A 26,513-nucleotide genomic window follows, 5' to 3' on the forward strand; every position below is an offset into this window, starting at 1 on the left:
GTTTGCGACCACCGATTTGTGTCAGCGCATCTCCTCATCTTCCAGCCGCGCGAACGCCAGGTGGGCGAGCGCCGCGGCCTGATCGCCGAGCAGTCCGTCGTCGAAGACCACCCTGGGCGAGTGGTTCGTCTCCGCGTCCGGGTCGATGCCCTCCGGCGTCGCCCCGAGGAACACAAATGTGCCCGGAACCTTCTGCAGAACGTAGGAGAAGTCCTCGGACCCCATCCGCGGATGCTCCATCTCGACGACCCGTTCGGCCCCGAAGACCGAACCCAAGCGCTCGAGCACGACCGCCGACTCGTCCGGGTTGTTCACGGTCACGGGGAATCCCACCTGGAAGTCCACCTCGGCGGTGCAGCGGTGAGCCCGGGCGATGTTCTCGGCGATCTCCGTCACCCGCTCCTGCAGCAGTGCAGCGGATTCGGCGGAGAGGAAGCGGATGGAAGCGGTGAGCTTCGCCGAGTCCGGGATGACGTTGCTGGCCTGTGCGGCTTCGAGCTGGGTGACCGAGACGACGACGGGATCGAAGATGTCGAAGGACCGGCCGGTCATCGTATTCAGGGCCAGCACCACCTCGGCGAGTGCCGGCACGGGGTCGCGGGTCGCCTGCGGTTGGCTGCTGTGTCCGCCGGCTCCGTGGATGGTCAGGTTGAGGTCGGCGAACCCGGCCATGAGCGGCCCGCCCTTCGTCGTGAAGCGACCTCGAACGTCCGCTTCGACGTGGATGCCGAAGGCCGCGACGACCGGGACGCCGGCTGCCTCGAGCACGCCCTCGGCGATCATCGGCTCGGCCCCGCCCTCGACCTCCTCAGCCGGTTGGAACATGAAGATGATCGACCCGGGGATCTCCTCCCGGTGAGCGGCGAGCAGGCGTGCAGCGCCGACGAGGCCGGCCGTGTGCAGATCGTGACCGCACGCATGCATGTTCCCATTCGTCGATGCGAAGTCCAGACCGGTGTCCTCGACGACCGGCAGCGCGTCCATGTCGCCGCGCAGCAGCACCGCGGGACCGGGCCTCCCGCCCTTGAGGACGGCCACCACAGAGGTGAGCGACTCCCCCGTGGAGATCTCAAGTCCCAGCCCGGCGAGCTCATCGAGCACCGTGCGCTGCGTGAAGGGGAGGTCGAACCCGAGTTCGGGATTCGCATGCAGCTTACGTCGCAGGGAAATGAGATCGCCAAGGTGGCCCTGAGCTTCGGTGCGGAAATCTGGGATGGTCATGGGGCTCCTCATCGTGTGGGTGTCGTGCGGTTCGGTTCGACCGGTTTCGGTCGGCTGCTGTTACCAATCTATGCCCTCCGCTGGTCGGCGCACCCTTGTTGCCGGTCTACGCGGGCAAGTAGGGTTGATTACCCACGTCACTCAACGAGGAGACCGAGCGTGCGCATCATCATCACTCAGAACATCACCCTCGACGGTCGTGTCGAGATGCTCGACGACTGGTTCGATCCGCAGGCCCAGGACGAAGAGCTCTCGGCCGAACTCATGCGGCAGTCCGCGAACGAGGACGTGCTGCTGCTCGGTCGGCAGACCTTCGTGGACTTCCGCGGCTATTGGCCGAACGCCACCGATGACACCACCGGAGTCGCGGACCACCTCAATCAGGTCGACAAACGCGTCGTGTCATCGACGTTGACCGAACCGGGTTGGCAGAACACGCAGATCATCAGCTCCGATCCGCTGCGCGCGGTCGCTGACCTGCGCGAGGCACCGGGACGCGATGTCATCGTCACCGGCAGCATCACCCTGGCCCACGAACTCATCGCGGAGGGACTCGTCGATGAGTATCGGATGTTCACCTATCCGGTGTGGCAGGGCCGCGGACGCGGTTACTTCCACGACGGAGCGCACTCGGCCAGGCCGCCGCGCCTCAAGCTCATCGATGCGAAGTCCTTCCCGAGCGGCATCACCTACTCGGCCTACGAGCCGAGCGCCTGACCGGCGGCGAACTCACCTCGTGCGGGGCAATGCGCCGCCCCACCTCACGCCGTGCCGAACATGACCTTCCGGCCATCGGGGTCCTCGACTGTGACGACGACATCGTCGACCGCCACGAGCGGAGTGCCCGCGTGTCTGATCCGCGTCAGGAACTCCGCCTGATCCGGAATCCGGAAGTACAGGTGCGTGAGATTCGACTCGGCTGCAGGCGGGAACGCGTAGTCGGCGAACGCCTCGGCCGAATGCAGAGCCACCTGCACTCCCCCTGCCTCGACAGTGAAATACGTGTACTCCTCATCGCCCTCGGTCGTCAGCGGCAGCCCCGCGATCTCGCGATAGAAGGCGGCGGTCGCCTCGGCATCGGTGCAGGTGAGGAACACCCCGCGAAACGTCGATTCCATGCTTGGCTCCCTTCGCTGCGGATGGCACGGACCGTGCTCCGCGCGATTCCGGTAGCCGCAGTGTACCCGCCGAGGCGGCCGACCGTCAGTGCCCTAACGACGAATCCGAGACGAACAGAAGACGCCCGGGACCTCCCCGAACCTGCCGACCGCAATCGTTCTTGCCAAGTGACGCACATACTCCACACATTCGTCGGGGAGTCGCCCCTGTTAGCCTGGCAGGCTGAAACCGATGAGCAGGAGTGAATGTGCGAACGAACCGGTGGCTGCTGGGCCTGGCCATGTCCGTCTCCGTGGTGGCGTTGGCCGCCTGCGGAAGTCAGGGCGACGAAGCAAAGCCGAAGGAGTCCTCGGCCGCGGCCGAACAGTCCCCCGGCGCCGACTCCGCTCAGGACCAACAGGGCAAACCGAACACGAAGGACATTCCGAAGGTCGTCGCCGAAGTCAACGACGAGACAATCACGAAGGACGACTTCGTTCCCCTCTTCGAAACCCAGTATCAGCAGATGCAGATGCAGGCCCAGCAGTCCGGCCAGCCGGTCGATGAGAAGGGCCTGAAGAAGCAGACCGCTGAGAACCTCGTGAGCACCGAGGTGCTCGTCCAGGAAGCCGACAAGCGCGACATCTCAGTCACGGACAAGGACATCGACAAGGGGCTCAAGGAGTCCGCGAAATCGGGGCAGATGACCGAGAAGGACTTCCTCAAGGCCATGAAGGACCAGGGCATGGATGAGAAGAAGGTCCGCTCGGAGCTGAAGAACCAGCTGAAGATCGAAGGGCTCATCGAGGACGAATACGGTGAGTTCGAAGTCACCGGCGAAGAGATCGGACAGGCCTACGAACAGGCGAAGTCCCAGCAGGAGCAGATGGCTCAGCAGGGCGGCCAGGGCCAGCAGGAGATGCCGCCGATCGACGAGATGCGCCCTCAGCTCAAGGAGCAGGTGAAGAACCAGAAGTCCACCGAGGCGACTCAGAAGTACGCGAAGAAGCTGCGCAAGCAGGCCGACGTCACGATCCACCTCTGAGGCCCGAACGCCACGGATTCCATCCCATTTGGCAAGAAACTGACGCCTTTTCTCAAGAAAACGCTGAGTGTTCCTCGCATTTTCCGTGTGGGGAACTAACTCTGAGGTGGACTCTCCGGTCGGTCAATCGACCGTCGGCCGCACGTGCCGTCCGCTGACCGGTGTCGACGGTGACACGAGTTCAACTTACGAAAAGGACTTCCCGTGGCTTCCATTCTCACACGCTCGGCAATCGTTGCGCCGAAGAACTTCAACCGGTGGCTGATCCCACCGGCCGCTCTGGCCATCCACCTGTGCATCGGCCAGGTCTACGCATTCAGCGTTTTCAAGATCCCGTTCATGTCCCACTTCGACACCGGTGAGGTCTCGATCGGCTGGATCTTCTCGATCGCGATCCTCATGCTCGGCATCTCCTCGGCAGTCTTCGGCCCGTGGGTGGAGAAGAACGGCCCACGCGCTTCGATGGTCGCCGCCGGCGCCTGCTGGGTCGTCGGCTTCTTCGTCGCCTCGCTCGGCATCGTGGCCGGTCAGCTGTGGCTGGTCTACCTCGGCTACGGCGTCATCGGCGGAATCGGGCTGGGCATCGGCTACATCTCGCCGGTCTCGACCCTGATGAAATGGTTCCCGGACCGCCCCGGCCTGGCCACGGGCCTGGCCATCATGGGCTTCGGCGGCGGAGCGCTCATCGCCAGCCCGATGTCGAACCAGCTCATGGCCCTCTACGGAGGCGGCGTTGATCCCGAACACCTCGTCGCGGGTCTGACACCGACCTTCGTCACCCTCGGCATCGTCTACGCCGTGGTCATCGCCGCCGGTGCCTTCGTCATCCGCGTTCCCCACCCCGAATGGACCCCGAAGGGCTTCGACCCGTCACAGGTGAAGGCGAAGCCGATGCAGACGAAGGGCAACGTCTCCGTCCGCAACGCCATCCGCACACCGCAGTTCTGGCTGCTGTGGGCCGTCCTCTTCCTCAACGTGACCGCAGGCATCGGCATCCTCGAGAACGCCGCCCCGATGATCCAGTCCTACTTCGGCATCACCGCCGCCGCGGCCGCCGGCTTCGTCGGCCTGCTCTCCATCGGCAACATGGGCGGACGATTCATTTGGTCGACGACGTCGGATTACCTCGGCCGGAAGAACAACTACATGCTCTACCTCGGCGTCGGAGCGATCCTCTACCTCCTCGTGGCACTCTTCGGCGGCGATTCGCTCATCCTCTTCGTGCTGGCCACACTGGTCATCATCTCCTTCTACGGCGGCGGGTTCGCCACCGTGCCCGCCTACCTCAAGGACCTCTTCGGCGTCTACCAGGTCGGAGCCATCCACGGCGCCCTGCTCACCGCCTGGTCGGCCGCCGGTGTGGCCGGTCCGCTCATCGTCAACTCCGTCGTCGAGGCGGGAGAAGCGGCAGGGAAGGAAGGCCCCGCCCTCTACACTCCGGGAATGTTCATCATGGTCGGCGCGCTGGTCATCGGCTTCATCGCCAATGCCCTCATCCGCCCGGTCAGCGAGAAGCACTTCGAACCCGAAGAGGATGTCAAGGCCAAGCAGGCCGCCGCCCTCGAAGAGAACTGAAGGAAGGATCAGATCATGAACGATTCCACCTCCGTCGCCCACGTCCCCGACTCCGGCTCACCGCAGTCGCCGGTCGGCGGCGCCTACAAGTCCGTCGGCTCAGTCCTCACCGTCGTCGTGGTCGGCGGCCTCCTCTGGGGCCTGTCCCTGACCGTGATCAAGGCCGTCGCGATCTTCACCGGCTGACCACCTCGCCGAGGCGGCCCCGACGCAGCCGCGAACCCGCCGTTGTCATTGCGGGCCCACAGAATCGAAGCCTCGCCTCAGCCCCGCCACAGCGCAGCCACAGCGTGCGGGTGCTGAATAGGAGCTATCAGGAACTCCTCCTCAGCACAGAAGGGCACGACCATGAACGAGTCGAGGCGCACGAAGTCAGCACATACGGCCACTGGCGCTGGACACGCATTCGGCACAGGGACGGCTGCAGCCTCATCCCGAACCCATCCGCACCGACGTCGACTCGCCATGGCCGTCACCGGAGCCGCTGCGGCCCTGGTGCTGAGCATCGGATCGGCCGCCGGCCTGTCGGCAGCTTCTGCCGGCCACGCCCGCACGGTCGCGGCCGGGACCACCCAGTCGGCCATCCCCTTCACCGGGCAGCCGACCGACCCCAGCCAGGGAGGCAGCAGCGGCCAGGGAGGATACTCCGGAGGCACCGCTCCCGGCGGCGGCTCACAGTCGCCGGACACCGGGCAGGGCTCCAACGGCTCGACACAGCAGGAAGCATCCACGGCCAGCACCGAGGAGTCGACGGGAGTCGTCCTCATCGACACCCAGCTCGGCTATGAGAACGCCGAGGCGGCCGGCACCGGCATGGTGCTGAGCAAGGACGGTCTGGTGCTGACGAACAACCACGTCATCGCCGATTCGACGAAGATCTCCGTCACCGTCGCCACGACCGGCAAGACCTACGAGGCTTCCGTCGTCGGTTCGGATTCGACGCAGGACGTGGCCGTTCTCCAGCTCAAGGACGCCGCGGACCTGCAGACGGCGACGATCGACGACGACTCCGTCTCGGTCGGCGACGACGTCACCGCCGTCGGCAACTCCGAGGGCGGCGGAGTGCTCCAGGCCGCCGACGGTTCGGTCACCGACCTCGGCGCTTCGGTCACCACCACCGCGCAGGGCACCGAGGATTCGGAGACGCTCGATGACATGATCCAGGTCCAGGCCGATATCGTCTCCGGGGATTCCGGCGGTGCGCTGCTCGATGACGAAGGCGAGGTCGTCGGCATGAACACCGCGGCTTCCTCCGGCAGTGCCGTGGTCACCGGCTTTGCCATTCCCATCGAGTCGGCGCTGACGACCGCCGAATCGATCATCAACGGACAGCAGACAGCCACGAACACGCTCGGATATCCGGCGTTCCTCGGCATCGGGGTCCAGCAGGATTCGCAGAGCGGCCAGTCGGGCCGGTCTGGTCAGGGCAGCCAGTCGATCCAGCCGGGAGACGGCAGTCCGAACGGCCAGTCGGGCGCATCGTCGCAGACCGCAGGTGCCGTCGTCGCGGGAGTCTATGAGGACACTCCGGCCGCCGAGGCGGGACTGACCGCCGGCGACACGATCACGAAGATCGGCTCGACCCAGGTCACCGACGGCAACTCGTTGTCCGAGGCCATCGCCGAGCACAAGCCCGGTGACACCGTGTCCGTGACGTGGACAGGCACCGACGGTAAGACCCACACCGCCGAGGTGACCCTGGCCGAGGGGCCCGCGGCCTGAGGCGGAGATTGCCCAACCACCCCGGGCGAGACGTAAGATCGGGCCATGCCCGGACACGAAGACGCCTCGCCCGCGGAGTGGTCGCCCCGCACCCGGCTGGGCCGGGGGCGCCTCGACTGGCCGACGATCCTGCGCAATATCGCCCTCGCTCTCGCCCTGCTGGCAGGAGTGTGGGCGGTCTTCAACGTCCGCCTGCCTTCGGTCGATGTGCTGCAGAACGACATCGCGGCAGCCGGATTCTGGGGCTTCGCCGTCTTCATCCTCATCTACATGGGCGTCGCCGCCACACCGATTCCCGTGACGATCATGGCCACTGCCGGCGGCCTGATCTTCGGGGTCGGCTTCGGCACCCTGCTGTCGATGATCGGCGTCGTCGCGGGCTGTTGGATCGGGTACTGGATCGCTCGGGCGCTCGGCCGGGACACCGTGCTGCGGCTGCTCGGCTCCCATGCCGAGACGATCGAATCCAAGCTCACCGGCGGCGGCTTCTACGCAGTGTGCGCCCTGCGCCTCATGCCAGGGCTCCCGTATTGGCCGGTCAACTACGGCAGCGGGGCACTGGGCATCGACAACCGCACGTTCCTCAGCGCCACCGTCATCTCGTCCCTGCCGGGCCAGCTCTCACTTGTGGCCGTCGGTGCCTTCATCGGGGAGCCGAATGCCCTCAACGGCATCGCAGTGGGCATCTCCTGGGCACTGGTCATCGCGTTGACGATCATCACGATGCGCCGATGGAAGCGCACCCGAGACGCCGAACACGCACAGGCAGAGACGCCTGAACTCCCTGAGTCTTAGTCGAAGTTCGGCTTTCGACGCTCCTGGAACGCCGTGAATCCCTCGGCGTAGTCCGGGGTCTGCCGCGCCGATTCCTGCAGGGCCGCCTCGTGGGCCAGCACCTCGGCGAGGTTCGGGCGTTCGTCGGCGAGCTTCTGGACGAAGCCCTTCTCCATGGCGAAGGCCTCGGCCGGTCCGGTGACGATCTTCTCCAGCTTCGATTCGACGAAGTCGCTCAGTTCCGCTGCTGGGACCGCACGGGAGACGATCCCGGTGGCGGCCGCCTCGGCGCCGGTCATGAGGTCTCCGGTGATGATGAGGTCCATCGTCCGGTGGTAGCCGACCCGGTCGAGGAACACATGGTGGGCACCGGAATCGAGCATCGCACCGATCGCGGCGAACGGGGACCCGAACTTCGCGTCATCGGCGGCGACGATGATGTCGGCGGCCGCGGCCACTCCGTACCCGAGCCCGAGTGCCGCGCCCTGGACCTGCGCGATCACGGGGATCGGCAGCGCCCGGATCGCCTGGAAGACGGGGGCGAAGATCTCGGCGAGGAAGGCGTGGGCATCGTCGGTCTCGACGTCGACGTTCGCGATGTCACGACCGGAGCAGAAGACCTTGCCCTCCCCGCGGATGACGAGCGCGCGGACGTTCGGGACCGCCTCGGCGACCTTGGCCACGGCGGCGGCGATATCGCGGAGGTTGTCCGCGTCGAGAGCGTTGCGGGACTCGGGTCCGTCGAGGACGATCTCGGCGATCGGGCCGCGGTTCTTCAACTGGATCTCGGTCATGGATGCTCCTTTGCGTGTCCGTGTTGCGGGGATGTCACCAGGTGTAGAAACCCTGCCCGGACTTGCGGCCGAGTTCGCCGGCGGCGACCTTGTCCGTCAGTATCTGCGGGGGTGTGAAACGCTCGCCGATCTCTTCGGCGAGGTGCTCGGCGATGCCGAGGCGCACATCGAGCCCGACGATGTCCGTCGTCCTCAGCGGCCCGGCCGGATGCCGGTAGCCCAGAGTCATGGCCCGGTCGATGTCCTCGGCACTGGCGACGCCGTCTTCGACCATCCGCATCGCTTCCAGAGCGAGAGCCACGCCGAGGCGGGAGGAGGCGAATCCGGGCGAGTCCTTCACCGTGATCGCCGTCTTCCCCAGCCCCGTCACCCAGTCCTTGGCGACGTCGACGAGTTTCGGTTCGGTGTGGGTGCCGACGACGACCTCGACGAGTCCGGACACGGGCACCGGGTTGAAGAAGTGCAGCCCGATGAGCGCCTGCGGGCGCGGCAGGGCCGCAGCGAGCTCGTCGATCGACAACGCCGAGGTGTTCGTCCCGATGCTCGCGGCGGGAGCGTGCTTCGCGATGGTCGCGAGCACCTCCTGCTTGAGTTCGACGATCTCGGGCACGGCTTCGACGACGAGGAGGGCCTCGTCGAGCAGGGTCGGGTCGCGGTCGACGATGACGGTTCCGGGCACCTCGATGCCTTTGGACGCCGACTTACTCGTAGATGCGTCGATGCGCTGCCTGGCGGCGGCCACGGTGTCGTCGGTGTTCTCGATGACGATGACGCGGGCGCCGGCGGTGGCGAAGGCATGCGCGATTCCCGCACCCATCCGTCCGCCGCCGAAGACGCCGACGACGTCGGGGACGCGGGCGGTGGTACCGGCTGCCTCGGTGGGGGTTTCTGCTGTGGGCTCGCTCATGTGTTGTCGCCCTCCTTCGCCGCCTGTTCGGCGGCCTTCTTCGCCTTCTTGGCCTCGCGTTTGGACAGGAACACGTCCATGCGGGCGAACTTCTCGTCTGTTTCGAACAGGACCGCCTGGGCCACATTGTCGATGAGCGGATGCGCCTCTCTCGGGGCGTGGAACGCCGACTTGCTCAGGCGCACGGCCAGGGGTGCGAAGCTCGCGATCCGATCGGCCAGCGCCTGACCGGCGAGTTCGAGGTCCTCGGGGTCGACGACGTCATTGAGCAATCCGATGGCTTTGGCTTCATCGGCCTGCAGGGTCCGTCCGGCGAGGAGGATCTCCTTGGCGGGGGTTCGCCGACGAGTTCGCGCAGACGCCACGCGGCTCCGGCGGCGGCGAGGATGCCCAGACCGGTCTCCGGGTTTCCGATCTTCGTCGACGGGGTGCCGATGCGGAAGTCCGCGGCGAAGGCGAGCTCGGCTCCGCCGCCGAGGGCGAATCCCTCGATCAGCGCGATGACCGGCATCGGCAGTTCCTGGATGCGGGAGAAGATCTTCGAGTTGATCCCGGCCAGGGCATCATCGCGACGCCGATTGCGCAGCTGCGAGATATCGGCACCGGCGGCGAAGACTCCGGAGGCGCCGGTGAGGATCGCAACCTTCGGTTCGGCCTCGAGTTCAGCGCACACGGCGTGGAGAGCATCGACCATCGATTGGTCGATGGCGTTGCGGACCTCGGGCCGGTTGAGGCGGATGATCGTGCGGTCGGAATGGCGTTCGATGAGCAGCGGGGAGGCGCTGTCTGCCCCGGCACTCACACGCGCTCCAACAGCAGCGCCGATCCCTGCCCGACGCCCACGCACATGGTCGCCAGGCCCTTCGTCGCCCCGGCCTGTTCCAGGCGGTTGAGCAGGGTCAGGGTGATGCGGGTACCGGAGCAGCCCAGCGGGTGGCCGAGAGCGATTGCTCCGCCGAATGCGTTGACGGTCTCCGGGTCGAGTCCGAGGTCGCCCATGCAGGCCAGCGACTGGGAGGCGAAGGCCTCATTGAGTTCGACGGCCTCGAGTTCGCCGACGCTCCAGCCGGTGCGTTCGAGCACCTTGCGGGTCGCCGGGACGGGTCCGATGCCCATGATCTCCGGGGACACGCCGGCATTGGCGCCGGCGACGACCCGGGCGCGCGGGCTGAGCCCGTGCTTGTTCGCATAGTCCTCGGACACGAGCACGACAACGGCGGCACCGTCATTGAGCGACGAGGAGTTCCCGGCGGTGATGACCCCGCCGGGTCCGTGGATGGGACGCAGCTTGCCGAGCTTCTCCAACGTCGAATCGCGTGGTCCCTCATCGGCGGTGACCTCGCCGACGGGCAGGATCTCACGCTCGAAGCTGCCGGCCTTCTGCGCGGCCAGCGCCTTTTGGTGCGACTGGAAAGCGAATTCGTCGAGGGCTTCGCGGGCGAGCTGCCACTTCTCGGCGACGCGTTCGGCCGTCTGCGGCATCGACAGGGTCACGTCCTCACCGAAGGCGGGGTTCGTGAACCGCCAGCCGATGGAGGTGTCCCAGGTCCGGCCCGGCTTCGACCACGCACGCGAGGGCTTCTCGCTCACCCACGGGGCGCGGGTCATCGATTCGACACCGCCGGCCACGACCACATCGGCGTCTCCGGCGGCGATCATCGCCCGGGCCGTCGTGATCGCGGTCATTCCCGAGGCGCACAGACGGTTGACAGTGAACCCGGGCACGGATTCGGGCAGTCCGGCCAGGAGCACGGCCATGCGGGCGATGTTCCGGTTGTCCTCACCGGCCTGGTTCGCCGAGCCGAGGATGACCTCGTCGATATCGGTCGGGTCGATGCCCGCCCGCTCGACGACGGTCTTCATCGTGGCAGCCACGAGGTCGTCGGGCCGCTGGTCGGCCAGTGCACCCCCGTAGCGTCCGATGGGGGTGCGCAGTCCGTCCAGAATGAATGCCTCGGGCATGGGTCTCCTCGCTGACGAGTTCGGGTAGGTGACATGGTACGGGCTGGCACCCGATGGTGTGCGGGCCCGCGCCCGCTGGGGTTCGGGACGCTCAGGAGTCGAAGTCGACGGTGACTTCGTCGCTGACGGGGAACGTCTGGCAGGTGAGGACGAAGTTCGCCTCGACCTCGGCGTCCTCGAGAGCGTAGTTGCGGACCATGTTGACCTCACCGCCGCAGATCTTCGCGCGGCAGGTTCCGCACACCCCGCCCTTGCAGGCGAACGGCAGATCGGACCGGGATTCCTGGGCGGAGTCGAGGATGGTTTTGCTCTGCGACATCGCCGAGGTGGACCGTTTGCCGTCGAGGATGACGGTGACGTCGCTGGTGGCTCCCTCGACGACCTTGTCCGCGTGGACGACCTCCGGTGGGGGTTCGTCGACGTAGAAGAGTTCGAAGTGGATCCTCTCCTTCGGCACGTCGAATTCGGCGAGCACCTTGCGGGCGTCTTCGAGCATGCCGAAGGGTCCGCACAGCCACACATGGTCCATGCTGCCGATCGGGACGATGGCGGTGAGCAGGTCCCGCAGCTTCTCCTCGTCGAGGCGGCCGGAGAAGAGTTCGACATCGCGGGGTTCGCGGGAGAGCACGTGCACGAGGTCGAGCTGCTGGTTGCGGGCGTCCTTGAGGTCGGCGAGCTCCTCGGCGAACATCACGGTGTTCGTGTGCCGGTTGCCGTAGAGCAGAGTCACCGAGGCTTCGGGGTTCGACAGGACGGTCGAGGCGATGGAGAGCATCGGCGTGATTCCCGAGCCTGCGGCGATGCACAGGTGCCGACCGCCGACGGAGGCATCGGCGCGGAAGCTGCCCGAGGGAGGCTGCACCTCGATGACGTCGCCGGGACGGACCTCGCCCACCAGCCACAGAGAGAAGAGTCCTTCGGGGACTTCGCGCACACCGATGCGCGGGGCGGTTCCGGCCGGGGCGCAGATCGAATAGGTACGGCGGTGCTCGGCGCCGTCGATGATGCGGCGCAGGGTCAGTGACTGTCCGGCAGCGAAGTCGAAGAGTTCGCTGTATTCGGCCGGCACGTCGAAGGTCACGGCGGCCGAATCCTCGGTGAGGTGGTCGACGGACTTCACGGTCAGCGGGTAGAAAGCCGACCGGGAGAATCCGTCGGCGGGCTCGGTGGCGGGGGCCGCCTCGGCGGTCTGATCGATCGTCTGAGTCATCAGATCTCCTTCACATGGTCGAACGGTTCGAGGCAGTCGTTGCACTGGTACATCGCCTTGCACGCGGTCGCGCCGAACTCGGAGGACAGGCGGACGTTGTCCGATCCGCACAGCACGCAGCTCACGGCGCGGCGGGTGGGCATGAGGGTCAGCGCCACCGGACCGGTGCGGACGGGGGCGGTTCCGGGTGGGGAGATTCCGGCGTCCTTGAGTGCCTGTCTGCCGCGTTCGGTGATCCAGTCGCTCGTCCACGCGGGTGTCAGGGACACGCGCACCTCGGCGTCGGGGAAACCGGCCTCGAGGAGTTCGCGCTGCAGGTCATCGCGCATCGTCGCCATCGCCGGGCAGCCCGAATAGGTGGGAGTGATGATGGTGACGACGTGGCCGTTCTCGATCGTGACGTCGCGCAGCACCCCGAGGTCGAGGAGGGTGAGCATCGGCATCTCGGGGTCGGTCACGCGTTCGGCGGCGGCCCAGGCACGGTCGATCGCCTCGGCGTCGGTGATGCCTTCCGGACGGGTGCCGGTGTCGGTCGGGTAGGTCTCGAGCATGGCGGTCACCACTGCCCCTCCGGGTGCTCGCGGGCGACGACCTGCATCTCGGCGAGCAGCTTCGACAGGGCCTCGGTGTGGAGTCCGTCGCGGCCCTTGCCGCCGTGGACGCCGACTCCGGCCAGTCCGCCGCGTTCGGGCCGGTCGATTCCGGCTGCGGCGAACACCTGGTCGAGGATGACGGATGCCTCGTCGGCCACCGTCGCGGGGTCGACGCCGATTCCGGCTTCGGCCACGGCAGTCTCGACCGGGTGGGTCTCGAAGAGTTCGGACCACAGCGGCCACAGGCCGTTCAGTGCGGCGACCAGGCGGGATCGCGATTCCTCGGTGCCGCGGGCCAGGGTCACGACCCAGCGTCCGGCGAAGTCGCGGTGATAGGACATCTCCTTCACACCCTTGGCAGCGATGGCTGCGAGTACGGTGTCGCGGCTGCTCGAGAGGCGTTCGAAGATCGACAGGCGCCAGGTGGAGTAGATGAGGATCTTCGCGACCGCCTCGGCGAAGTCGCCACCCGGCACCTCGGCCAGGCGGACGTTGCGGAAGCCCAGGTCGTTGCGGAAGAACGCGAGCCGGTCCTCATCGGGCACCGGGGAGCCGGCGGGCAGCTCGGGCACGAGCTCCGGATCGGCTGCCGCGGCGCGAGCGAGCAGGAGACGTGCCTGTCCGAGGAGGTCGAGGGCGATGTTCGCCAGTGCGATGTCCTCTTCGAGGTCAGGGGCGTTCGAGCACCATTCGGAGATCCGCTGGCTGAAGACGAGCGCATCGTCGCCGAGCATGAGGCAGTACGCCCCGAGGTCCTTGGCGTCGACGCCGTCGGGCACGGTCGTGTCGACGCCTGCCAGGGGGTCTTCGAAGTCGGTGCCGAAGGCCCAGTTCGCGTCGTTGACGAGCAGTCCGGAGTACGCGTTGTCGTGGTCGCCGTGATCGACGTTCGTGCCGGCCTCGTCGTGTTCGACGTGGATGGTCGGTTCGTTGTTCGCAGTCATCTCTCGCCCCTTCTCACATATGGGGGACATCGGCGGGGATGTCGTAGAAGGTGGGGTGGCGGTAGACCTTGTCGCCGCTGGGGGCGAACATCGGGTCCTTCTCGTCCGGGCTCGAGGCCGTGATGTCGGAGGCGCGGACGACCCAGATGCTCACGCCTTCGTTGCGTCGGGTGTAGACATCGCGGGCGTGATGGACGGCCATCTGATCGTCGGCGGCGTGCAGGGATCCGACGTGGACGTGGTTGAGTCCGCGCTTGCCGCGCACGAAGACCTCGTACAGCGGCCATTCTCCGCGGGTCGAGCCCGCAGTCGAATTGTCCTTCGCCGAGGTGGGGCCGGGGTTGGTCTCGGTCATTTCGCTGCCTCCTCAGGCGTGGTGGTGTCGACGCCGGCGGCGGGAGTCTCGTCGGCGGCCGCCTCGGCGGTCTGATTCTCCGCGAAGGCGAGCGCGGCTTCGCGCACCCACGCCCCTTCGTCCCAGGCGCGCTTACGGTGGGTCAGCCTCTGTTCGTTGCAGGGTCCGTCACCCTTGACGACGGCCCAGAACTCGTCCCAGTTCGGGGTGGAGAAGTCGTAGTGTCCGCGCTCTTCGTTCCACTTGAGATTCTCATCGGGGAATGTCACGCCGAGGGCTTCGGCCTGCGGAACGGACATGTCGACGAACTTCTGGCGCAGCTCGTCGTTGGTGTGGGTCTTGATGCCCCAGATCATCGACTGTTCGGTGTTCGGGGAGTTGTCATCGGGCGGGCCGAACATCATCAGCGCCGGCCACCAGAAGCGGTTGACCGATTCCTGGACCATCTCGCGCTGAGCCTCGGTGCCGCGCATCATCGTCATGAGCAACTCGTAGCCCTGACGCTGGTGGAAGGACTCTTCCTTGCAGATGCGGATCATCGCGCGGCCGTAGGGGCCGAAGGAGGTCCGGCACAGCGGCACCTGGTTGCAGATGGCCGCCCCGTCGACGAGCCAGCCGATCGTGCCGACATCGGTGTAGGACAGGGTCGGGTAGTTGAAGATCGAGGAGTACTTCTGTTTGCCGGCGACGAGCTTCTCGGTGAGCTCGTTGCGTGAGGCGCCCAGGGTTTCGGCGGCCGAGTAGAGGTAGAGGCCGTGTCCGGCTTCGTCCTGGACCTTCGCCAGCAGGATCGCCTTGCGCCGCAGCGAGGGCGCGCGGGAGATCCAGTTGCCTTCGGGCTGCATGCCGATGATCTCCGAGTGCGCGTGCTGCGCGACCTGTCGGATGAGCGTCTTGCGGTAGGCCTCGGGCATCCAGTCCCGGGGTTCGATCCGATCCTTGGCCTCGATCGTGGCGTCGAACTGCTCCTGCAGCTGCGTCTCGTCGAACCGGTTGTCGCTCACTTGAGTTGTCATGACCACTCCGCCCTTGGATGTGCCCTTGTCAGGACCTGCCTCGGTCAGCGGCTGCCGACCTCGAATCGGTCCGACCATCGTCAGACCGCTGGCCTGGGGCATTCATTTACTGACCATTTGTTCTGTATTGTTGCCACCAGTGTCGCACACCCCTCGCCCGGGCGCAATGCCACCCACGCGAAAGAGCCGCTCAGCCCCGCCGCCGCGCCGAGCCGCCCCCAGCGCGGCGCCTGCCGAATTCAGGTCAGCATCGGATACTTTCAGCGCCGGAAAATGTCCGATAGCGACCTATATTTCTCGGCAGCTGTCCGATAGTGACCCATTCCCGCCCGGGCTTGACGATGCGTGCGCAATTCGCAGGCCGAATCACCCCGGGGCTTGACACCGAAGACGATCGGCACGATATTTATCGACCAGATGGTCGTTTATTCTCCGACGGGCTGACCGTCCGGGATCACGGGGAACTCTCACCGTCGTCCACACACACAGCGGCGCAGGCGCTCCTCGTGCACCGGCGCCCGAACCCGCGACTCGAGGAGGAGCCGACCATGGGACAGCCCGCCCACGATACGACGACCGCGGAGTCGCAGACCCCGAACGACCCCGCCCCCACCGAGGCGGCCACCCCGGTCCCAGAGACCACGACGTCCTCACCCGAGCTCACCGGTGCGGCCGCGATGTTCGCCAATGACCGAGCTTCCCAGCACTTGGGCATCACCGTCGATGACCACGGACCCGGGTGGGCGCAGTGCTCGATGACGGTCACCGAGATCATGACCAACGGCCATGACATCACGCACGGCGGCTACATCTTCCTCTTCGCCGACACGACCTTCGCGATGGCCTGCAACTATCCCGGATCGATCACGGTCGCCTCCGGCGGCGACATCGACTTCCTCAAACCCACGTACCTAGGTGACGAGCTCGTCGCTCGCGGCCATGAGGTCATCAAGCAGGGCCGCTCGGGCATCTACGACGTCACCGTCACCCGCGGCGACGACATCATTGCCACCTACCGCGGCCGCTCCCGCACGCTGCCCGCCCGCAAGTAGACCCGGCCAACCGCACGACTTTCCGACCCGCGTCCGGCTCCCCGCCGAGCCGGACGACCCCCACCGAACCACCCGTCGACGACCGGACACCGAAGAACGGTGGACCACCTCGGCGGTCTTTGGATCTGACACACAGAAGAGATTCGCAAGGAGACGATGATGACTGAGACCGACCTCGACGCCGGCGAACGGATGAGCCTGGACGAGCTGCGCGCCGACCAGCTGACAAACCTCAAGACCACGGTGACCTCGGTGTACGAACGGGTGCCGTTCTACCGGAAGGCCTTCGACGACCTCGGCGTGACTCCCGCCGACATCACGAGCCTCGATGACATTGCGAAGCTGCCGTTCACGACCAAGCAGGACCTGCGTGACAACTACCCGTTCGGGCTCTTCGCCGTCGGGCAGGAGCAGGTCGCGCGCATCCACGCCTCCTCGGGAACGACGGGCCTGCCGACGGTCGTCGGGTACACGATGGGCGATCTCGATCGGTGGGGCAGCCTCATCGCGCGGTCCATCCTCGGTGCCGGCGGCAAGCGCGGGCAGTTGATGCACAACGCCTACGGCTACGGCCTGTTCACCGGCGGTCTCGGCGTCCACGGGGCCGAGCGCCACGGCTTCACTGTCGTCCCGATCTCCGGAGGTCAGACCCCGCGCCAGGTGCAGCTCATCCAGGACTTCAAGCCGGACATCATCACGGCCACCCCGACCTATCTGCTCACGATCCTCGACGAATTCCACAAGCAGGGCATCGACCCGACCTCGACGAGCCTGAAGACCGCGATCTGCGGTGCCGAGCCCTGGACGGACGAGATGCGCAAGGAGATCGAGAGTTCGTTCAACATCAACGCCGTCGACATCTACGGCCTCTCCGAGGTCATGGGACCGGGTGTGGCCTGCGAATCCGCAGTGACGAAGGACGGCCCGACGATCTGGGAGGACCACTTCTACCCGGAGATCGTCGACCCATTCACCGGTGAGGTGCTGCCCGACGGGCAGGAGGGCGAACTCGTCTTCACCTCGCTGACGAAGGAAGCGCTGCCGATCATTCGTTACCGTACGCGTGATCTCGCGACCCTGCTGCCGGGCACCGCTCGCCCGAACTTCCGCCGCATCTCGCGCATCACCGGCCGTTCCGATGACCTCATGATCATCCGCGGCATCAACGTCTACCCCGCGAACGTCGAGACCGTGCTCTTCGAGTTCGCGCCGCTGAGCCCCCACTTCCAGCTCGTCCTCACCCGCCCGGTTCGGATGGACGAGATGACCGTCGAGGTCGAAGCCCGCGACGGCGTCGGTGCCGTCGAGCTCGAGGGTCTCGACAGGCTCGTGGCCGCCCGCATCAAGGAGCGCCTCGGCGTCTCCTGCACCATCGACATCAAGCTGCCCGGCGACCTGCCGCGTTCGGTCGGCAAGATGAAGCGCATCATCGACCGCCGCGAAGGCGTGCGCTGAGATGAGCGCCCCGGATTCGCAGCATGCGCACCGACCTGTGACCGGCATCGCGGCGTGCCGCCCGGCACCTCGTTAGACTGGTGCGCATGCCTGAATCCCCCTCACCTGCGCAGACTTCGCCGGAGACAGCGATGACTGCGAATCCGGCCGCCGCGGCAGACACCCAGTCGTCGACATCGTCAACGGCGTCCGCGTCGACCCCCGCCGAGGCATCCGCCGCCAAACGCTCGCGCCGTGGCCGTCCCGGCTACGATCGTGAGACGCTCATCAACAAGGCCACCGAAGTCTTCGTCTCCCGCGGCTATGACGGCACGTCGATGGACACGGTCGCTCGCGAGCTCGGCATCACGAAGTCCGCGATCTACCATCACGTGAAGTCGAAGGAAGAGCTGCTGCACCTGGCGATCAGCCGCGGCATCCGCGCCCTCGATTCCGCTGTGGAGACCGAGAGCCTGCGTGAGAACGTCACCGCGCTCGAACGCCTGCAGCTGGCCGTGCGCGCCAGCGTCGTCATCCTCATCGAGTACCACCATTCGGTGACCTTGCTGCTGCGCGTGCGCGGAAACTCACCGCTGGAACGCGAAGCCCTCGAGGCCCGACGCAATATCGATTCGAAGGTCCGCGCTCTCGTCGAGGCCGCCATCGCCGAGGGCGGTCTGCGCTCGGACTTCACCCCCGGGCTCATCACCCGACTGCTCTTCGGCATGGTCAACTCGATCACGGAGTGGTACCGGCCCAGCTATCCCGTCGACCCCGACACCATCGCCGAGGCGGTCACGACGATGGCCTTCCAGGGGCTGGAGGCCTAGCTCGAATCGATCATGGCGTTCCGCCGGGAGCATTTGCCGGCTCATCAGGCGCGAATCACGTGCCCGCCGAAATACTGGGCAATCAGCTCGAAGTCTTCATCGTGGTGCGGCACTACGAGTCCATGCACCTCGGCCGTGGCAGCGATGAGCAGGTTCGGAACCGAGATCTGCACCAGACCTCGATACGGTCCAACCACTGCTCCGCCTGCCGCCTGCGGCTGATCCGCGCCAGCGCAGACTTGTCGATCAGCCACGAAGACGCCTTCAGTCCCATGTGCCACTCATCTGATGCTCGTCTGCCAGCAGATCGAATTTGCGCAGATCATCGATCGTCGCTGTCTCATCTGAGCGTGAGGCTTCGCGATCGATTGTTCGGCGCAGATATTCCGCACGGGACAATCCCGCGCGGCTGCAGTCATCCGCCGCGGGAACACTCAGCACAGCGAGAAGGCCCAGTTCCGGACGTTCCGTGCGGTCGAACTGCTCGAAATCCCGCACAGGACGTCCGGAACTCGACATCCTTTTGGACCCTCAGCACTCCTTGGCCACCAGCGTGAGCACGTCGTAGTTCGCGACGGGCTCCTCGTTCTGGTTGACGACCTGCGCGTCCCAGCGGACCTCGCCGTATTCGTCGGTCTCACGCGGGGTGATGCGCTTGGCGGTGAGCGTCACCTTAAGCTTGTCACCTGGGGAGACGGGCGTGATGAAGGTGAGCCCCTCGAGTCCGTAGTTCGCGAGCACCGGGCCCGGGTCCGGCTGGACGAAGAGTCCGGCGGCGAAGGACACGATGAGGTAGCCGTGGGCCACGCGTCCCGGGAAGAACGGGTTCGCGGCGGCCGCCTCCTCGTTCATGTGGGCGTAGAACGTGTCGCCGGTGAAGTTCGCGAAGTGCTCGATATCGTCGAGCGTGACCTCGCGCCATTCCGAATCCAGCGTGTCGCCGATGCGCAGATCGGCAAGCGACTTCGTGAACGGATGCTCGCCGAGGCGGCGCTCCGATCCGTTGACCCATTCCCCGCCGATGGCGGTGAGCATGTCCGGGGAGGCCTGGATCGCGGTGCGCTGCATGAAGTGTGTGATACCGCGCAGTCCGCCCATCTCCTCACCGCCGCCGGCCCGTCCTGGGCCGCCGTGGATGAGGTTCGGAAGCGGCGAACCGTGACCGGTTGACTCTTCGGCATCGTCACGGTCGAGGACGAGCACGCGGCCGTGCCACGGGGCGATCCTGCGGACGAATTCGGCGGCGAACTCACGGTCGTGGGTGACGACGGAGCCGACCAGGGAGCCACGGCCACGGGCGGCCAGACGGACGGCATCCTCGGTGTCGGAATAGGTGATGATCGAGGTCACGGGCCCGAAAGCCTCGATGTCGTGGACGGCATCGGACCAGGCGTCATCGGCCTGGAGGACGGTGGCCGCGACATAGGCTCCACCGTGTTCGGCGGCCAGACGGTCGGATTCCTCACGTCCGCCGGTCAGCAGGTGGGCTCCCCCGGCGATGATCCGGTCGACCGCCTCGAGGACGTCGGTGCGCTGTTTGTCTGAGACGACGGGACCCAGGCGGGTGGATTTCTCGCGCGGATCGCCGACGCCCTGGGTGGCGAGCTTCGCGATGATCGCTTCGCCGACCGCCTCGGCGTGGGCCTTAGGCACGAACGTGCGGCGGATCGCGGTGCACTTCTGTCCGGCCTTGACGGTCATCTCGGCGACGACGCCGGAGACGAAGAGGTCGAACTCCTGCGTGCCGGGCGCGGCGTCGGGACCGAGCAGGGAGAAGTTGAGCGAGTCCGCCTCGACGAAGAAGCGGGTGCCGCGCTGGGTCACACAGTCGAGCGCGGACAGCGTGCGGGCGGTGTTCGCAGAGCCGGTGAAGGCGATCGCGTCCTGTTCGGCGAGGTGGTCGAAGAGCGGGGTGACGTCACCGCTGACCAGCTGGATCGCGCCGTCGGGGAGCAGGCCGGACTCGATCATGTCGGCAACGACGGCGCGGGTCAGGTGGGCGGTGTCTGTGGCGGGCTTGACGACGACGGGGATGCCGGCGACGAACATCGGGCCGAACTTCTCGAGCATGCCCCAGACGGGGAAGTTGAAGGCGTTGATCTGCAGCGCGAGTCCCTGTCGGGAGGTGAGGATGTGGCGGCCGACGAAGGTGCCGTTCTTCGACAGACGCTCGACTCCGCCGTCGAGGTGGACGGTCGAGTTCGGCATCTGGCGGCGGGCGACGCCGGAGTAGGTGAAGAGGGTGCCGATTCCGCCTTCGATGTCGACGAAGGCGTCGCGCTTCGTGGTGCCGGTGGTCAACGAGATCTCATGGTAGTTCTTCGTTCGCTCCATGAGGTAGGTCGCGAGCTTCTTCAGTATCACACCGCGCTGGTGGAAGGTGAGTGCCTGCAGCGCCTCGATGCCGGTGGTCCGGGCATGATCGGCGACGGCGGCGAAGTCGATTCCGGCCGAGCTCACCGAGTGCAGGAGCTCTCCGGTGCCGGCGTCGCGGACGGGTCGGGCGGACTCGGACGCTCCGGGTGTGTGCCAGCCTCCGGCCACATAGGAACTGAGGATTTCGGTCATGCTCTGCTCTCCCTCGCGGAACGACGTCTCCCGGTTCACGGTGGCCGATGTCGGCACCGCTGCCGATTCTCAGAAATATACTAACCAATTGGTCGGTAATTGTCATCGGTCGATGAGCGAACGAGCGACATGTGACACCGTTCACTCACTGCTCTATGATCGGAAGCAATTACTGACCAAACAGTCACCTGAGGTCAGTGAAGCACCGGCAATGTCGCCCGCAACGAAAGTTTCCGCATGTCCTCCACAGCACCCGGCCCTGCCGCAGCGCAGCCGCTCGCACCCCATACGATCTCCCGCGAGGAGCGCAAGGTCCTTGCCGGCACCCTCGTCGGCACGACCATCGAGTGGTACGACTTCTTCATCTACGCTCAGGCCGCCGGCCTCATCCTCTCCGCCCAGTACTTCGGCCCTCTGGCCGCGGACAATCCGGCGCTCGGTCAGATCATGGCGTGGGCGTCTCTGGGCATTTCGTTTCTCTTCCGCCCCCTGGGTGCGATCATCGCCGGCCACCTCGGCGATCGGATCGGACGCAAGAAGATGCTCGTCCTCACGCTAATCCTCATGGGGGCCGCGACCTCGCTCATCGGACTGCTCCCGAACTACGCGATGATCGGTGTCGGCGCCCCGATCCTGCTCACCCTGCTGCGGATCCTCCAGGGCTTCTCCGCCGGCGGCGAATGGGGCGGCGCCGCACTGCTGTCGGTCGAACACGCCCCGATCTCCAAACGCGGCATCTTCGGTGCCTACCCGCAGATCGGCGTGCCCGTGGGCATGATTCTCGCCACCGGCGTCATCTGGATCCTGACCACCGTGCTCAGTCCCGAACAGTTCGCGAGCTTCGGCTGGCGGATTCCGTTCCTCTTCTCCGTGGTCCTCGTGCTCGTCGGCTATTACATCCGCCGCCAGGTCGAGGAGTCACCGGTCTTCGCCGAGCTCGCCGAGCGCAAGGCCGAGTCCTCGGCTCCGCTGGGCACCCTGTTCAAGAAGAACACGAAGGAAGTCGTCCTCTCCGCGCTCATCTTCATCGGCAACAACGCCGTGGGCTACATGATCATCGCGTTCTTCGCCGCCTACGCCTCACGCCCCATCGCCGAGGGCGGATCGGTTGGCCTCGACCGTGCACCCGTACTGTTGGCGACGACGCTCGCGAGCTTCGGCTGGCTGGTGTTCACGATGTGGGGCGGTGCACTGTCGGACAAGCTCGGTCGCGTGCGCACCTTCCAGATCGGGTACGTCCTGCTCATCGTCTGGCTCATCCCGACCTTCCTCATGATCGATATGGCCAACATCTGGATGTACGGCATCGGCATCTTCGTCCTCACCGTCGGCATGGGCCTGTCGTATGGCCCGATGTCGGCGATGTATGCGGAGATGTTCCCTGTCGAGGTCCGCTACTCGGGCGTCTCGATCGGCTACGCGCTCGGAGCGATCCTCGGCGGTGCCTTCGCCCCGACCATCGCCGAGACCCTGCTCGCCGAGACCGGAAAATCGATCTCGATCGCAATCTACATGATCATCGTGTGCATCATCTCGCTCATCGGCGTCAGCCTCGTCAAGGAGACCAAGGGCAACGACCTCGGCTTGACGAAGCACCACTGATCACACGGCACTGAGGTGGCACCGTCCAAGCGGGATCAGCCGACCCCGATAACCGGTTCACCGTAGGCGATGACCTCGGCGTCGACTGTCAGCAGCTCCAGCCCTTCGGTGCGAGCCTGAGCGATGAGGATTCGGTCGAACGGATCCTGGTGGATCGGCGGAAGATCACCGACGGCTATCGCATGCGCCGAGGTGATCGGCAGCTCCCGATATCCGTTCTCCATCAATCCTCGCCGCAAGATTCGGGGATTGATGGAGAAGTCACCCTTCGCAAGTGACGATTTGATCGACACTTCCCATATGCTCGCCGCACTGAACAGCAGGTCGTTGGACTCATCGCCGATTCGGTCACGCGCTTCCGCGCTCAGCTTCTCAGGCTCGTAGGCCGCCCAAAGGAGGAGATGCGTATCAAGCAGAAGCAGCATCGCCGTCCCCGAAAAGAGCAGCGATTCGGTCATCTTCAAGATCGTCGAAGTCGTCGGGGACCGATCCGTGACCGGCAAGGAATCCCAAACGCCGCTCTCGCCCGTCTTCGTCGTACCGAACGAGCCGAGCAACTGGTTTCCCCGCGCGGGCAATCGTCACTGATTCTCCCGCCGCAACAGCTTCGAGCAGGCGGGAGAACTGCGTCTTGGCTTCGTGGATGTTAACCATCGTCATCGGCTTCTCCATTCGCAGATCAGACTTAGTCCACTTGACTTAGTCTATCATCGGTCCGATTGCGGCGGGCTGAGCGACCGCATGACCGCGCCCGTGCGCCCCGCGGGCGGATCCACCCCGAAATCCCCGGAAGAATCACGGCGGATCCACCCACAGGAGACACCTGCCCGGTAACTCTCGCATAGGCTGATGAGATGACTGAGCTGACGTACTGCGACATCGAAGCCGCCTGCGCACGGATCGCCGGCCAGGTACGCCCGGTGACCGTGGCCCCGTCTGGTGAGGACGGCCTGCTCTTCGCCCTCGAGTTCATGCAGTACACCGGCACATTCAAGGCCCGCGGCGCGCAGAATTTCATCCGGGCTCACCTCGAAAACGGCACCTTCCCCGAGGCGGGAGTGACGATCGCCTCGGGCGGCAATGCAGGCCTTGCCTGCGCCTGGGCCGCCCGTGCCGCCGAAGTGCCCGCGACCGTCTTCCTCCCGACCACGGCCCCGAGCGTGAAGGTCGAACGGCTGCGTTCCTATGGGGCGCGTGTGGAGTTGGTCGGTTCCGAATACGCCGAGGCGGCCGCCGCCTGCCAGGAATTCGTCGACTCATCGGGTGCGTTGGCCTCCCATGCCTACGACCATCCGCTCGTCGCGGCCGGCGCGGGCACACTGATGACCGAGATCCTCACGCAGGTGCCCGACCTCGACACGGTCGTCGTCTCCGTCGGAGGCGGCGGACTGTTCGCCGGCGTCGCGACTGCGGCAACTCATCACGGAGTGCGCACTGTCGCGGTTGAGCCGGAGAACTGCCGAGCGCTGAATGCAGCGATTGAGGCGGACGAGCCGGTCGACGTCACGGTCGATTCGGTGGCATCGGATTCGCTCGGTGCCCGTCGTGCCACACCGCTGGCGCTGGAGGCGGCACGGTCGGATCGGGTCACCTCGGTGCTGGTCAGCGATGAGGCGATCATCGGAGCGCGGCAGCACCTGTGGGATGACCACCGGCTGGCGGTCGAGCATGCGGCGGCCACGGCATCGGCGGGAATCCGCGGTGACGACGGCGAGTCGGCGAGCGACGGGAAAACTGTGAGCGGCTATGTGCCGGCTGAGGGCGAGAAAGTCTGCGTCGTCCTCTGCGGGGCGAATACGAGCCTCGGCGATCTCTGAGACGCAGTCAGCGCGGTCGAAGGCAGGAAGTCAGCGCTTTCGGTCGCGGTCCTTGGACTTCAGCGAAGCCTTGATGAGGCCGAAGATCGCGAGCGCCACGACGACGGTGATGATGGCCTTGACGAGGAACCACGCAATGGAGAACGCGACGTTGACCACCCACCACGCGATGATGATGGCGATGATCGCGCCGATGACGCTCCACACGGTACTCATCTTCATGCCTCAAGCCTAGACCCGAGTGCACAGCCGTGCAATGCGCGCGGTGATCGTCCCAGCCGATCTTCAGCACGGAGGCAGTTCGTCAGCCGAGCGCGGCACCGGACCGAACTGCGCGGGCCGACCAGCGGCAGTCGGCGAAGCCCACCTCGATCGGGTGGTCGAAGGCCGCTGAGACCTGCTCGGAGGTGACTACCTCGACGATGGGACCGGCGGCGGTCAGCCGACCGTCGGAGATGAGCGCGGCATGAGTGGTGGTCTCGGGAATCTCTTCGATATGGTGGGTGACCAGCAGTGTTGCCAGCTCCGGCGAGCGCAGCGACAGGGCGTCGATGGTCTCGAGCAGCTGTTCGCGGGCGGCCACGTCGAGGCCTGTGGTCGGTTCGTCGAAGAGCAGCAGCTGCGGGTCGGCGATGAGCGCACGTGCCACGAGCGCACGGCCCCGCTCCCCCTGCGACAGCACCTTCCACCCGGCATCGGCACGGGAGCCCAGACCCACCTCGGCGATCTGGGCATCGGCCTTCACAACATCCTCGGGTGAGGGTTCCCACCGTATGGGGCGCTCGACGGTGCCGGTCAGCCCGGTGAGCACGACCTCGCGGACGGTGAGGTTCGACCGCAGCGGATGGCGCGGGTTGACGTGTCCGATGAGGCGGCGCAGGGCTGCGAGATCGACCCGGCCCATGCGTCCGTCCGGTTGGGCCCATTCGATTCTAAATCTCCCCTCACCGAGACGGCCCCCACCCTGTGATTCCGACGTTTCGCATGGTGGATCAGGAGTTCGCCCCACTGCCGCGGTCTCGTCAGTGCGGTCTCGTCAGTGCAGCGTCGGGCCATAATGGAGACATGCACAACGGCGCCGATTCGAATGAGGACCTCCGCGAGGAATATCGCATCAAGATGCGCGGTCGGCTGCTGCGCCGGTCGGCGTCGTTCAACGTCGCCCACGCCGTCGACAGCCTCGAACCCGGCACCGGCGCGCAGAGCATCCAACGCGCGCTCACGCTGCTCAACCTCGTCGGGCTCATCGCCGGCGAACGCCGTGAGGGCGCGAGCCTGTCCGAGCTCGCCTCGATCAGCGGTCGACCGAAGGCCAGCGTCCACCGCATGCTCCAGGCGCTCATCGCCATGGGCTACGTCGAACGCCTCGAAGAGGGCGGGTATCGCCTCGGCGTGCAGTCGCAGATCCTCGGCCAACTGGCCCAGAAGTCGGTCGATCCCCTGGTCACGGAGTCCGAGTCGAGTCTGCTGCGCCTGGCCGAACTCAGCCAGGACACCGTGTTCCTCACCCTGCGCACGGGCAGCTATTCGATCTGCGCCCGCCGCGAGGAGGGCTTCGGTGAGATCTTCAACAACGCCCTGTCCGTGGGCGACCGACACCCGCTGGGCATCGGCGCCGGATCGCTGGCGATCCTCTCCGAGCTCTCCCCCGCCGAGGTGGACGCCCAGTTCGAGGCCAACGCCGAAATCCTTGCCGAGAGGTATCCGAAGGTCTCCGTCCCGCACCTGCGCGACATCATCGATCAGGCCCGCATCGACGGCTTCGTCCACAATCCGGGGCTCTTCGCCAAGGGGTCGTGGGCGGTGGCGGTGCCGCTGCGCATCCGCGGTTCCCGCCCACGTGCGGCCCTGTCGATCGCCTCGATCGCCGACCGTGTCACCGGGTCCCGAGTCGAACGCCTCGTCGCTCTGCTCCGCCGGGAGTCGAAGGCCATCGCCGAGGCGCTGAGCTCCCAGACCGACCCTGTCCCGGACTCCGGCGACCTCTGACCGAC

The 26,513-nt window shown here is 66.2% G+C and carries 29 protein-coding genes and 1 pseudogene; 12 read left to right on the forward strand and 18 right to left on the reverse strand.

Translation table 11 applies throughout. The features are described 5' to 3' along the window. Positions 1-21: 21 nt before the first annotated feature. Positions 22-1,221, reverse strand: a complete 1,200-nt coding sequence (locus tag ACTIIH_RS00440) for a M20 metallopeptidase family protein (RefSeq protein ID WP_441449992.1) — start codon at positions 1,219-1,221, stop codon at positions 22-24. Positions 1,222-1,380: 159 nt separating this feature from the next. On the opposite strand from ACTIIH_RS00440, the gene ACTIIH_RS00445 reads away from it, so the two are divergent. After that, positions 1,381-1,938 (forward strand): dihydrofolate reductase family protein, encoded by a 558-nt coding sequence (locus ACTIIH_RS00445; RefSeq protein WP_441449993.1) that lies wholly within the window; start codon positions 1,381-1,383, stop codon positions 1,936-1,938. 44 nt (positions 1,939-1,982) lie between these two features. On the opposite strand, the gene ACTIIH_RS00450 is transcribed toward ACTIIH_RS00445, so the two are convergent. Next, positions 1,983-2,339 carry a VOC family protein gene (locus tag ACTIIH_RS00450; protein WP_441449994.1) on the reverse strand — a complete coding sequence of 119 codons (357 nt, stop codon included), beginning with the start codon at positions 2,337-2,339 and terminating at the stop codon, positions 1,983-1,985. Between the two features lie 248 nt (positions 2,340-2,587). Here ACTIIH_RS00450 and ACTIIH_RS00455 point away from each other — a divergent pair, with 248 nt between their 5' ends. The 5 genes from ACTIIH_RS00455 to ACTIIH_RS00475 all read left to right on the forward strand — a co-directional run bounded on the left by ACTIIH_RS00455 (position 2,588) and on the right by ACTIIH_RS00475 (position 7,456). Beyond that, positions 2,588-3,364, forward strand: a complete 777-nt coding sequence (locus ACTIIH_RS00455; protein ID WP_441449995.1) for a SurA N-terminal domain-containing protein — start codon at positions 2,588-2,590, stop codon at positions 3,362-3,364. A 204-nt stretch (positions 3,365-3,568) separates the two neighbouring features. Then, positions 3,569-4,939 carry an L-lactate MFS transporter gene (locus ACTIIH_RS00460; RefSeq protein WP_441449996.1) on the forward strand — a complete coding sequence of 457 codons (1,371 nt, stop codon included), beginning with the start codon at positions 3,569-3,571 and terminating at the stop codon, positions 4,937-4,939. 15 nt (positions 4,940-4,954) lie between these two features. Further along, complete coding sequence (locus ACTIIH_RS00465) at positions 4,955-5,125, forward strand: hypothetical protein (protein ID WP_441449997.1); 171 nt, start codon at positions 4,955-4,957, stop codon at positions 5,123-5,125. A 279-nt stretch (positions 5,126-5,404) separates the two neighbouring features. After that, the gene (locus ACTIIH_RS00470) at positions 5,405-6,661 is read left to right on the forward strand and encodes a S1C family serine protease (protein WP_441449998.1); all 1,257 of its coding nucleotides are present in this window, start codon (positions 5,405-5,407) and stop codon (positions 6,659-6,661) included. Positions 6,662-6,706: 45 nt separating this feature from the next. Next, positions 6,707-7,456, forward strand: a complete 750-nt coding sequence (locus ACTIIH_RS00475; RefSeq protein WP_441449999.1) for a TVP38/TMEM64 family protein — start codon at positions 6,707-6,709, stop codon at positions 7,454-7,456. Here the strand turns inward: ACTIIH_RS00475 and ACTIIH_RS00480 are convergent. The 9 genes and pseudogenes from ACTIIH_RS00480 to paaA all read right to left on the reverse strand — a co-directional run bounded on the left by ACTIIH_RS00480 (position 7,453) and on the right by paaA (position 15,216). Then, positions 7,453-8,229 carry an enoyl-CoA hydratase/isomerase family protein gene (locus ACTIIH_RS00480; protein ID WP_441450000.1) on the reverse strand — a complete coding sequence of 259 codons (777 nt, stop codon included), beginning with the start codon at positions 8,227-8,229 and terminating at the stop codon, positions 7,453-7,455. The genes ACTIIH_RS00475 and ACTIIH_RS00480 overlap by 4 nt on opposite strands. A gap of 34 nt (positions 8,230-8,263) precedes the next feature. Beyond that, positions 8,264-9,136, reverse strand: coding sequence for a 3-hydroxyacyl-CoA dehydrogenase family protein (locus ACTIIH_RS00485; RefSeq protein ID WP_441450001.1), 873 nt, complete (start codon positions 9,134-9,136; stop codon positions 8,264-8,266). Beyond that, positions 9,133-9,938, reverse strand: a pseudogene (locus ACTIIH_RS00490) (enoyl-CoA hydratase/isomerase family protein). The gene ACTIIH_RS00485 and the pseudogene ACTIIH_RS00490 overlap by 4 nt, the downstream one beginning before the upstream one ends. Then, positions 9,935-11,098, reverse strand: coding sequence for a thiolase family protein (locus ACTIIH_RS00495; RefSeq protein WP_441450002.1), 1,164 nt, complete (start codon positions 11,096-11,098; stop codon positions 9,935-9,937). The pseudogene ACTIIH_RS00490 and the gene ACTIIH_RS00495 overlap by 4 nt, the downstream one beginning before the upstream one ends. 91 nt (positions 11,099-11,189) lie before the next feature. After that, complete coding sequence (gene paaE / locus ACTIIH_RS00500) at positions 11,190-12,308, reverse strand: 1,2-phenylacetyl-CoA epoxidase subunit PaaE (protein WP_441450003.1); 1,119 nt, start codon at positions 12,306-12,308, stop codon at positions 11,190-11,192. Then, positions 12,308-12,859, reverse strand: coding sequence for a 1,2-phenylacetyl-CoA epoxidase subunit PaaD (gene paaD, locus ACTIIH_RS00505; protein WP_441450041.1), 552 nt, complete (start codon positions 12,857-12,859; stop codon positions 12,308-12,310). Before paaD ends, paaE begins: the two co-directional genes overlap by 1 nt. 5 nt (positions 12,860-12,864) lie before the next feature. Then, positions 12,865-13,845 carry a 1,2-phenylacetyl-CoA epoxidase subunit PaaC gene (gene paaC / locus ACTIIH_RS00510; RefSeq protein ID WP_441450004.1) on the reverse strand — a complete coding sequence of 327 codons (981 nt, stop codon included), beginning with the start codon at positions 13,843-13,845 and terminating at the stop codon, positions 12,865-12,867. Positions 13,846-13,858: 13 nt separating this feature from the next. Further along, entirely contained in the window at positions 13,859-14,200 is a 342-nt protein-coding gene (gene paaB, locus ACTIIH_RS00515) for a 1,2-phenylacetyl-CoA epoxidase subunit PaaB (RefSeq protein WP_169250907.1), read from the reverse strand. Then, positions 14,197-15,216: a 1,2-phenylacetyl-CoA epoxidase subunit PaaA gene (paaA, locus tag ACTIIH_RS00520; RefSeq protein ID WP_441450005.1), complete on the reverse strand. Its 1,020-nt coding sequence runs from the start codon at positions 15,214-15,216 to the stop codon at positions 14,197-14,199. Before paaA ends, paaB begins: the two co-directional genes overlap by 4 nt. Before the next feature lie 548 nt (positions 15,217-15,764). Here paaA and paaI point away from each other — a divergent pair. From paaI to ACTIIH_RS00535, 3 genes are all read left to right on the forward strand, one after another. Further along, positions 15,765-16,268: a hydroxyphenylacetyl-CoA thioesterase PaaI gene (gene paaI / locus ACTIIH_RS00525; RefSeq protein WP_441450006.1), complete on the forward strand. Its 504-nt coding sequence runs from the start codon at positions 15,765-15,767 to the stop codon at positions 16,266-16,268. A gap of 159 nt (positions 16,269-16,427) precedes the next feature. Further along, positions 16,428-17,723, forward strand: coding sequence for an AMP-binding protein (locus ACTIIH_RS00530; protein ID WP_441450007.1), 1,296 nt, complete (start codon positions 16,428-16,430; stop codon positions 17,721-17,723). A gap of 86 nt (positions 17,724-17,809) precedes the next feature. Next, positions 17,810-18,532 carry a TetR/AcrR family transcriptional regulator gene (locus ACTIIH_RS00535; protein ID WP_441450008.1) on the forward strand — a complete coding sequence of 241 codons (723 nt, stop codon included), beginning with the start codon at positions 17,810-17,812 and terminating at the stop codon, positions 18,530-18,532. A gap of 44 nt (positions 18,533-18,576) precedes the next feature. Here the strand turns inward: ACTIIH_RS00535 and ACTIIH_RS00540 are convergent, their stop codons facing one another. The 3 genes from ACTIIH_RS00540 to paaZ are packed head-to-tail and all read right to left on the reverse strand — an operon-like array spanning position 18,577 to position 21,100. Further along, entirely contained in the window at positions 18,577-18,786 is a 210-nt protein-coding gene (locus ACTIIH_RS00540; RefSeq protein ID WP_441450009.1) for a hypothetical protein, read from the reverse strand. Between the two features lie 10 nt (positions 18,787-18,796). Next, on the reverse strand, positions 18,797-19,030 hold the full coding sequence (locus ACTIIH_RS00545) for a hypothetical protein (RefSeq protein WP_441450010.1): 234 nt from the start codon (positions 19,028-19,030) through the stop codon (positions 18,797-18,799). A 33-nt stretch (positions 19,031-19,063) separates the two neighbouring features. Next, on the reverse strand, positions 19,064-21,100 hold the full coding sequence (gene paaZ / locus ACTIIH_RS00550; RefSeq protein WP_441450011.1) for a phenylacetic acid degradation bifunctional protein PaaZ: 2,037 nt from the start codon (positions 21,098-21,100) through the stop codon (positions 19,064-19,066). 237 nt (positions 21,101-21,337) lie between these two features. Here paaZ and ACTIIH_RS00555 point away from each other — a divergent pair, with 237 nt between their 5' ends. Beyond that, positions 21,338-22,702: an MFS transporter gene (locus tag ACTIIH_RS00555; protein WP_441450012.1), complete on the forward strand. Its 1,365-nt coding sequence runs from the start codon at positions 21,338-21,340 to the stop codon at positions 22,700-22,702. Positions 22,703-22,737: 35 nt separating this feature from the next. Here the strand turns inward: ACTIIH_RS00555 and ACTIIH_RS00560 are convergent, their stop codons facing one another. Together ACTIIH_RS00560 and ACTIIH_RS00565 are read right to left on the reverse strand one after the other, a co-directional pair. Further along, on the reverse strand, positions 22,738-23,160 hold the full coding sequence (locus ACTIIH_RS00560; protein WP_441450013.1) for a type II toxin-antitoxin system VapC family toxin: 423 nt from the start codon (positions 23,158-23,160) through the stop codon (positions 22,738-22,740). Next, positions 23,111-23,374: a type II toxin-antitoxin system Phd/YefM family antitoxin gene (locus ACTIIH_RS00565; protein WP_441450014.1), complete on the reverse strand. Its 264-nt coding sequence runs from the start codon at positions 23,372-23,374 to the stop codon at positions 23,111-23,113. The genes ACTIIH_RS00560 and ACTIIH_RS00565 overlap by 50 nt, the downstream gene beginning before the upstream one ends. Before the next feature lie 182 nt (positions 23,375-23,556). Here ACTIIH_RS00565 and ACTIIH_RS00570 point away from each other — a divergent pair, with 182 nt between their 5' ends. Next, positions 23,557-24,519: a serine/threonine dehydratase gene (locus tag ACTIIH_RS00570; RefSeq protein WP_441450015.1), complete on the forward strand. Its 963-nt coding sequence runs from the start codon at positions 23,557-23,559 to the stop codon at positions 24,517-24,519. 30 nt (positions 24,520-24,549) lie between these two features. On the opposite strand, the gene ACTIIH_RS00575 is transcribed toward ACTIIH_RS00570, so the two are convergent. Together ACTIIH_RS00575 and ACTIIH_RS00580 are read right to left on the reverse strand one after the other, a co-directional pair. After that, the gene (locus ACTIIH_RS00575) at positions 24,550-24,741 is read right to left on the reverse strand and encodes a hypothetical protein (protein WP_441450016.1); all 192 of its coding nucleotides are present in this window, start codon (positions 24,739-24,741) and stop codon (positions 24,550-24,552) included. An 82-nt stretch (positions 24,742-24,823) separates the two neighbouring features. Further along, positions 24,824-25,423 (reverse strand): ABC transporter ATP-binding protein, encoded by a 600-nt coding sequence (locus tag ACTIIH_RS00580; protein ID WP_441450017.1) that lies wholly within the window; start codon positions 25,421-25,423, stop codon positions 24,824-24,826. 161 nt (positions 25,424-25,584) lie between these two features. Between ACTIIH_RS00580 and ACTIIH_RS00585 the strand changes: the two genes are divergently transcribed. Next, on the forward strand, positions 25,585-26,508 hold the full coding sequence (locus ACTIIH_RS00585; RefSeq protein ID WP_432790299.1) for an IclR family transcriptional regulator: 924 nt from the start codon (positions 25,585-25,587) through the stop codon (positions 26,506-26,508). The last annotated feature ends 5 nt before the right edge of the window (positions 26,509-26,513 follow it).

This window comes from Brevibacterium sp. (genome assembly GCF_052105255.1).
GTDB lineage: Bacteria > Actinomycetota > Actinomycetes > Actinomycetales > Brevibacteriaceae > Brevibacterium > Brevibacterium linens_B.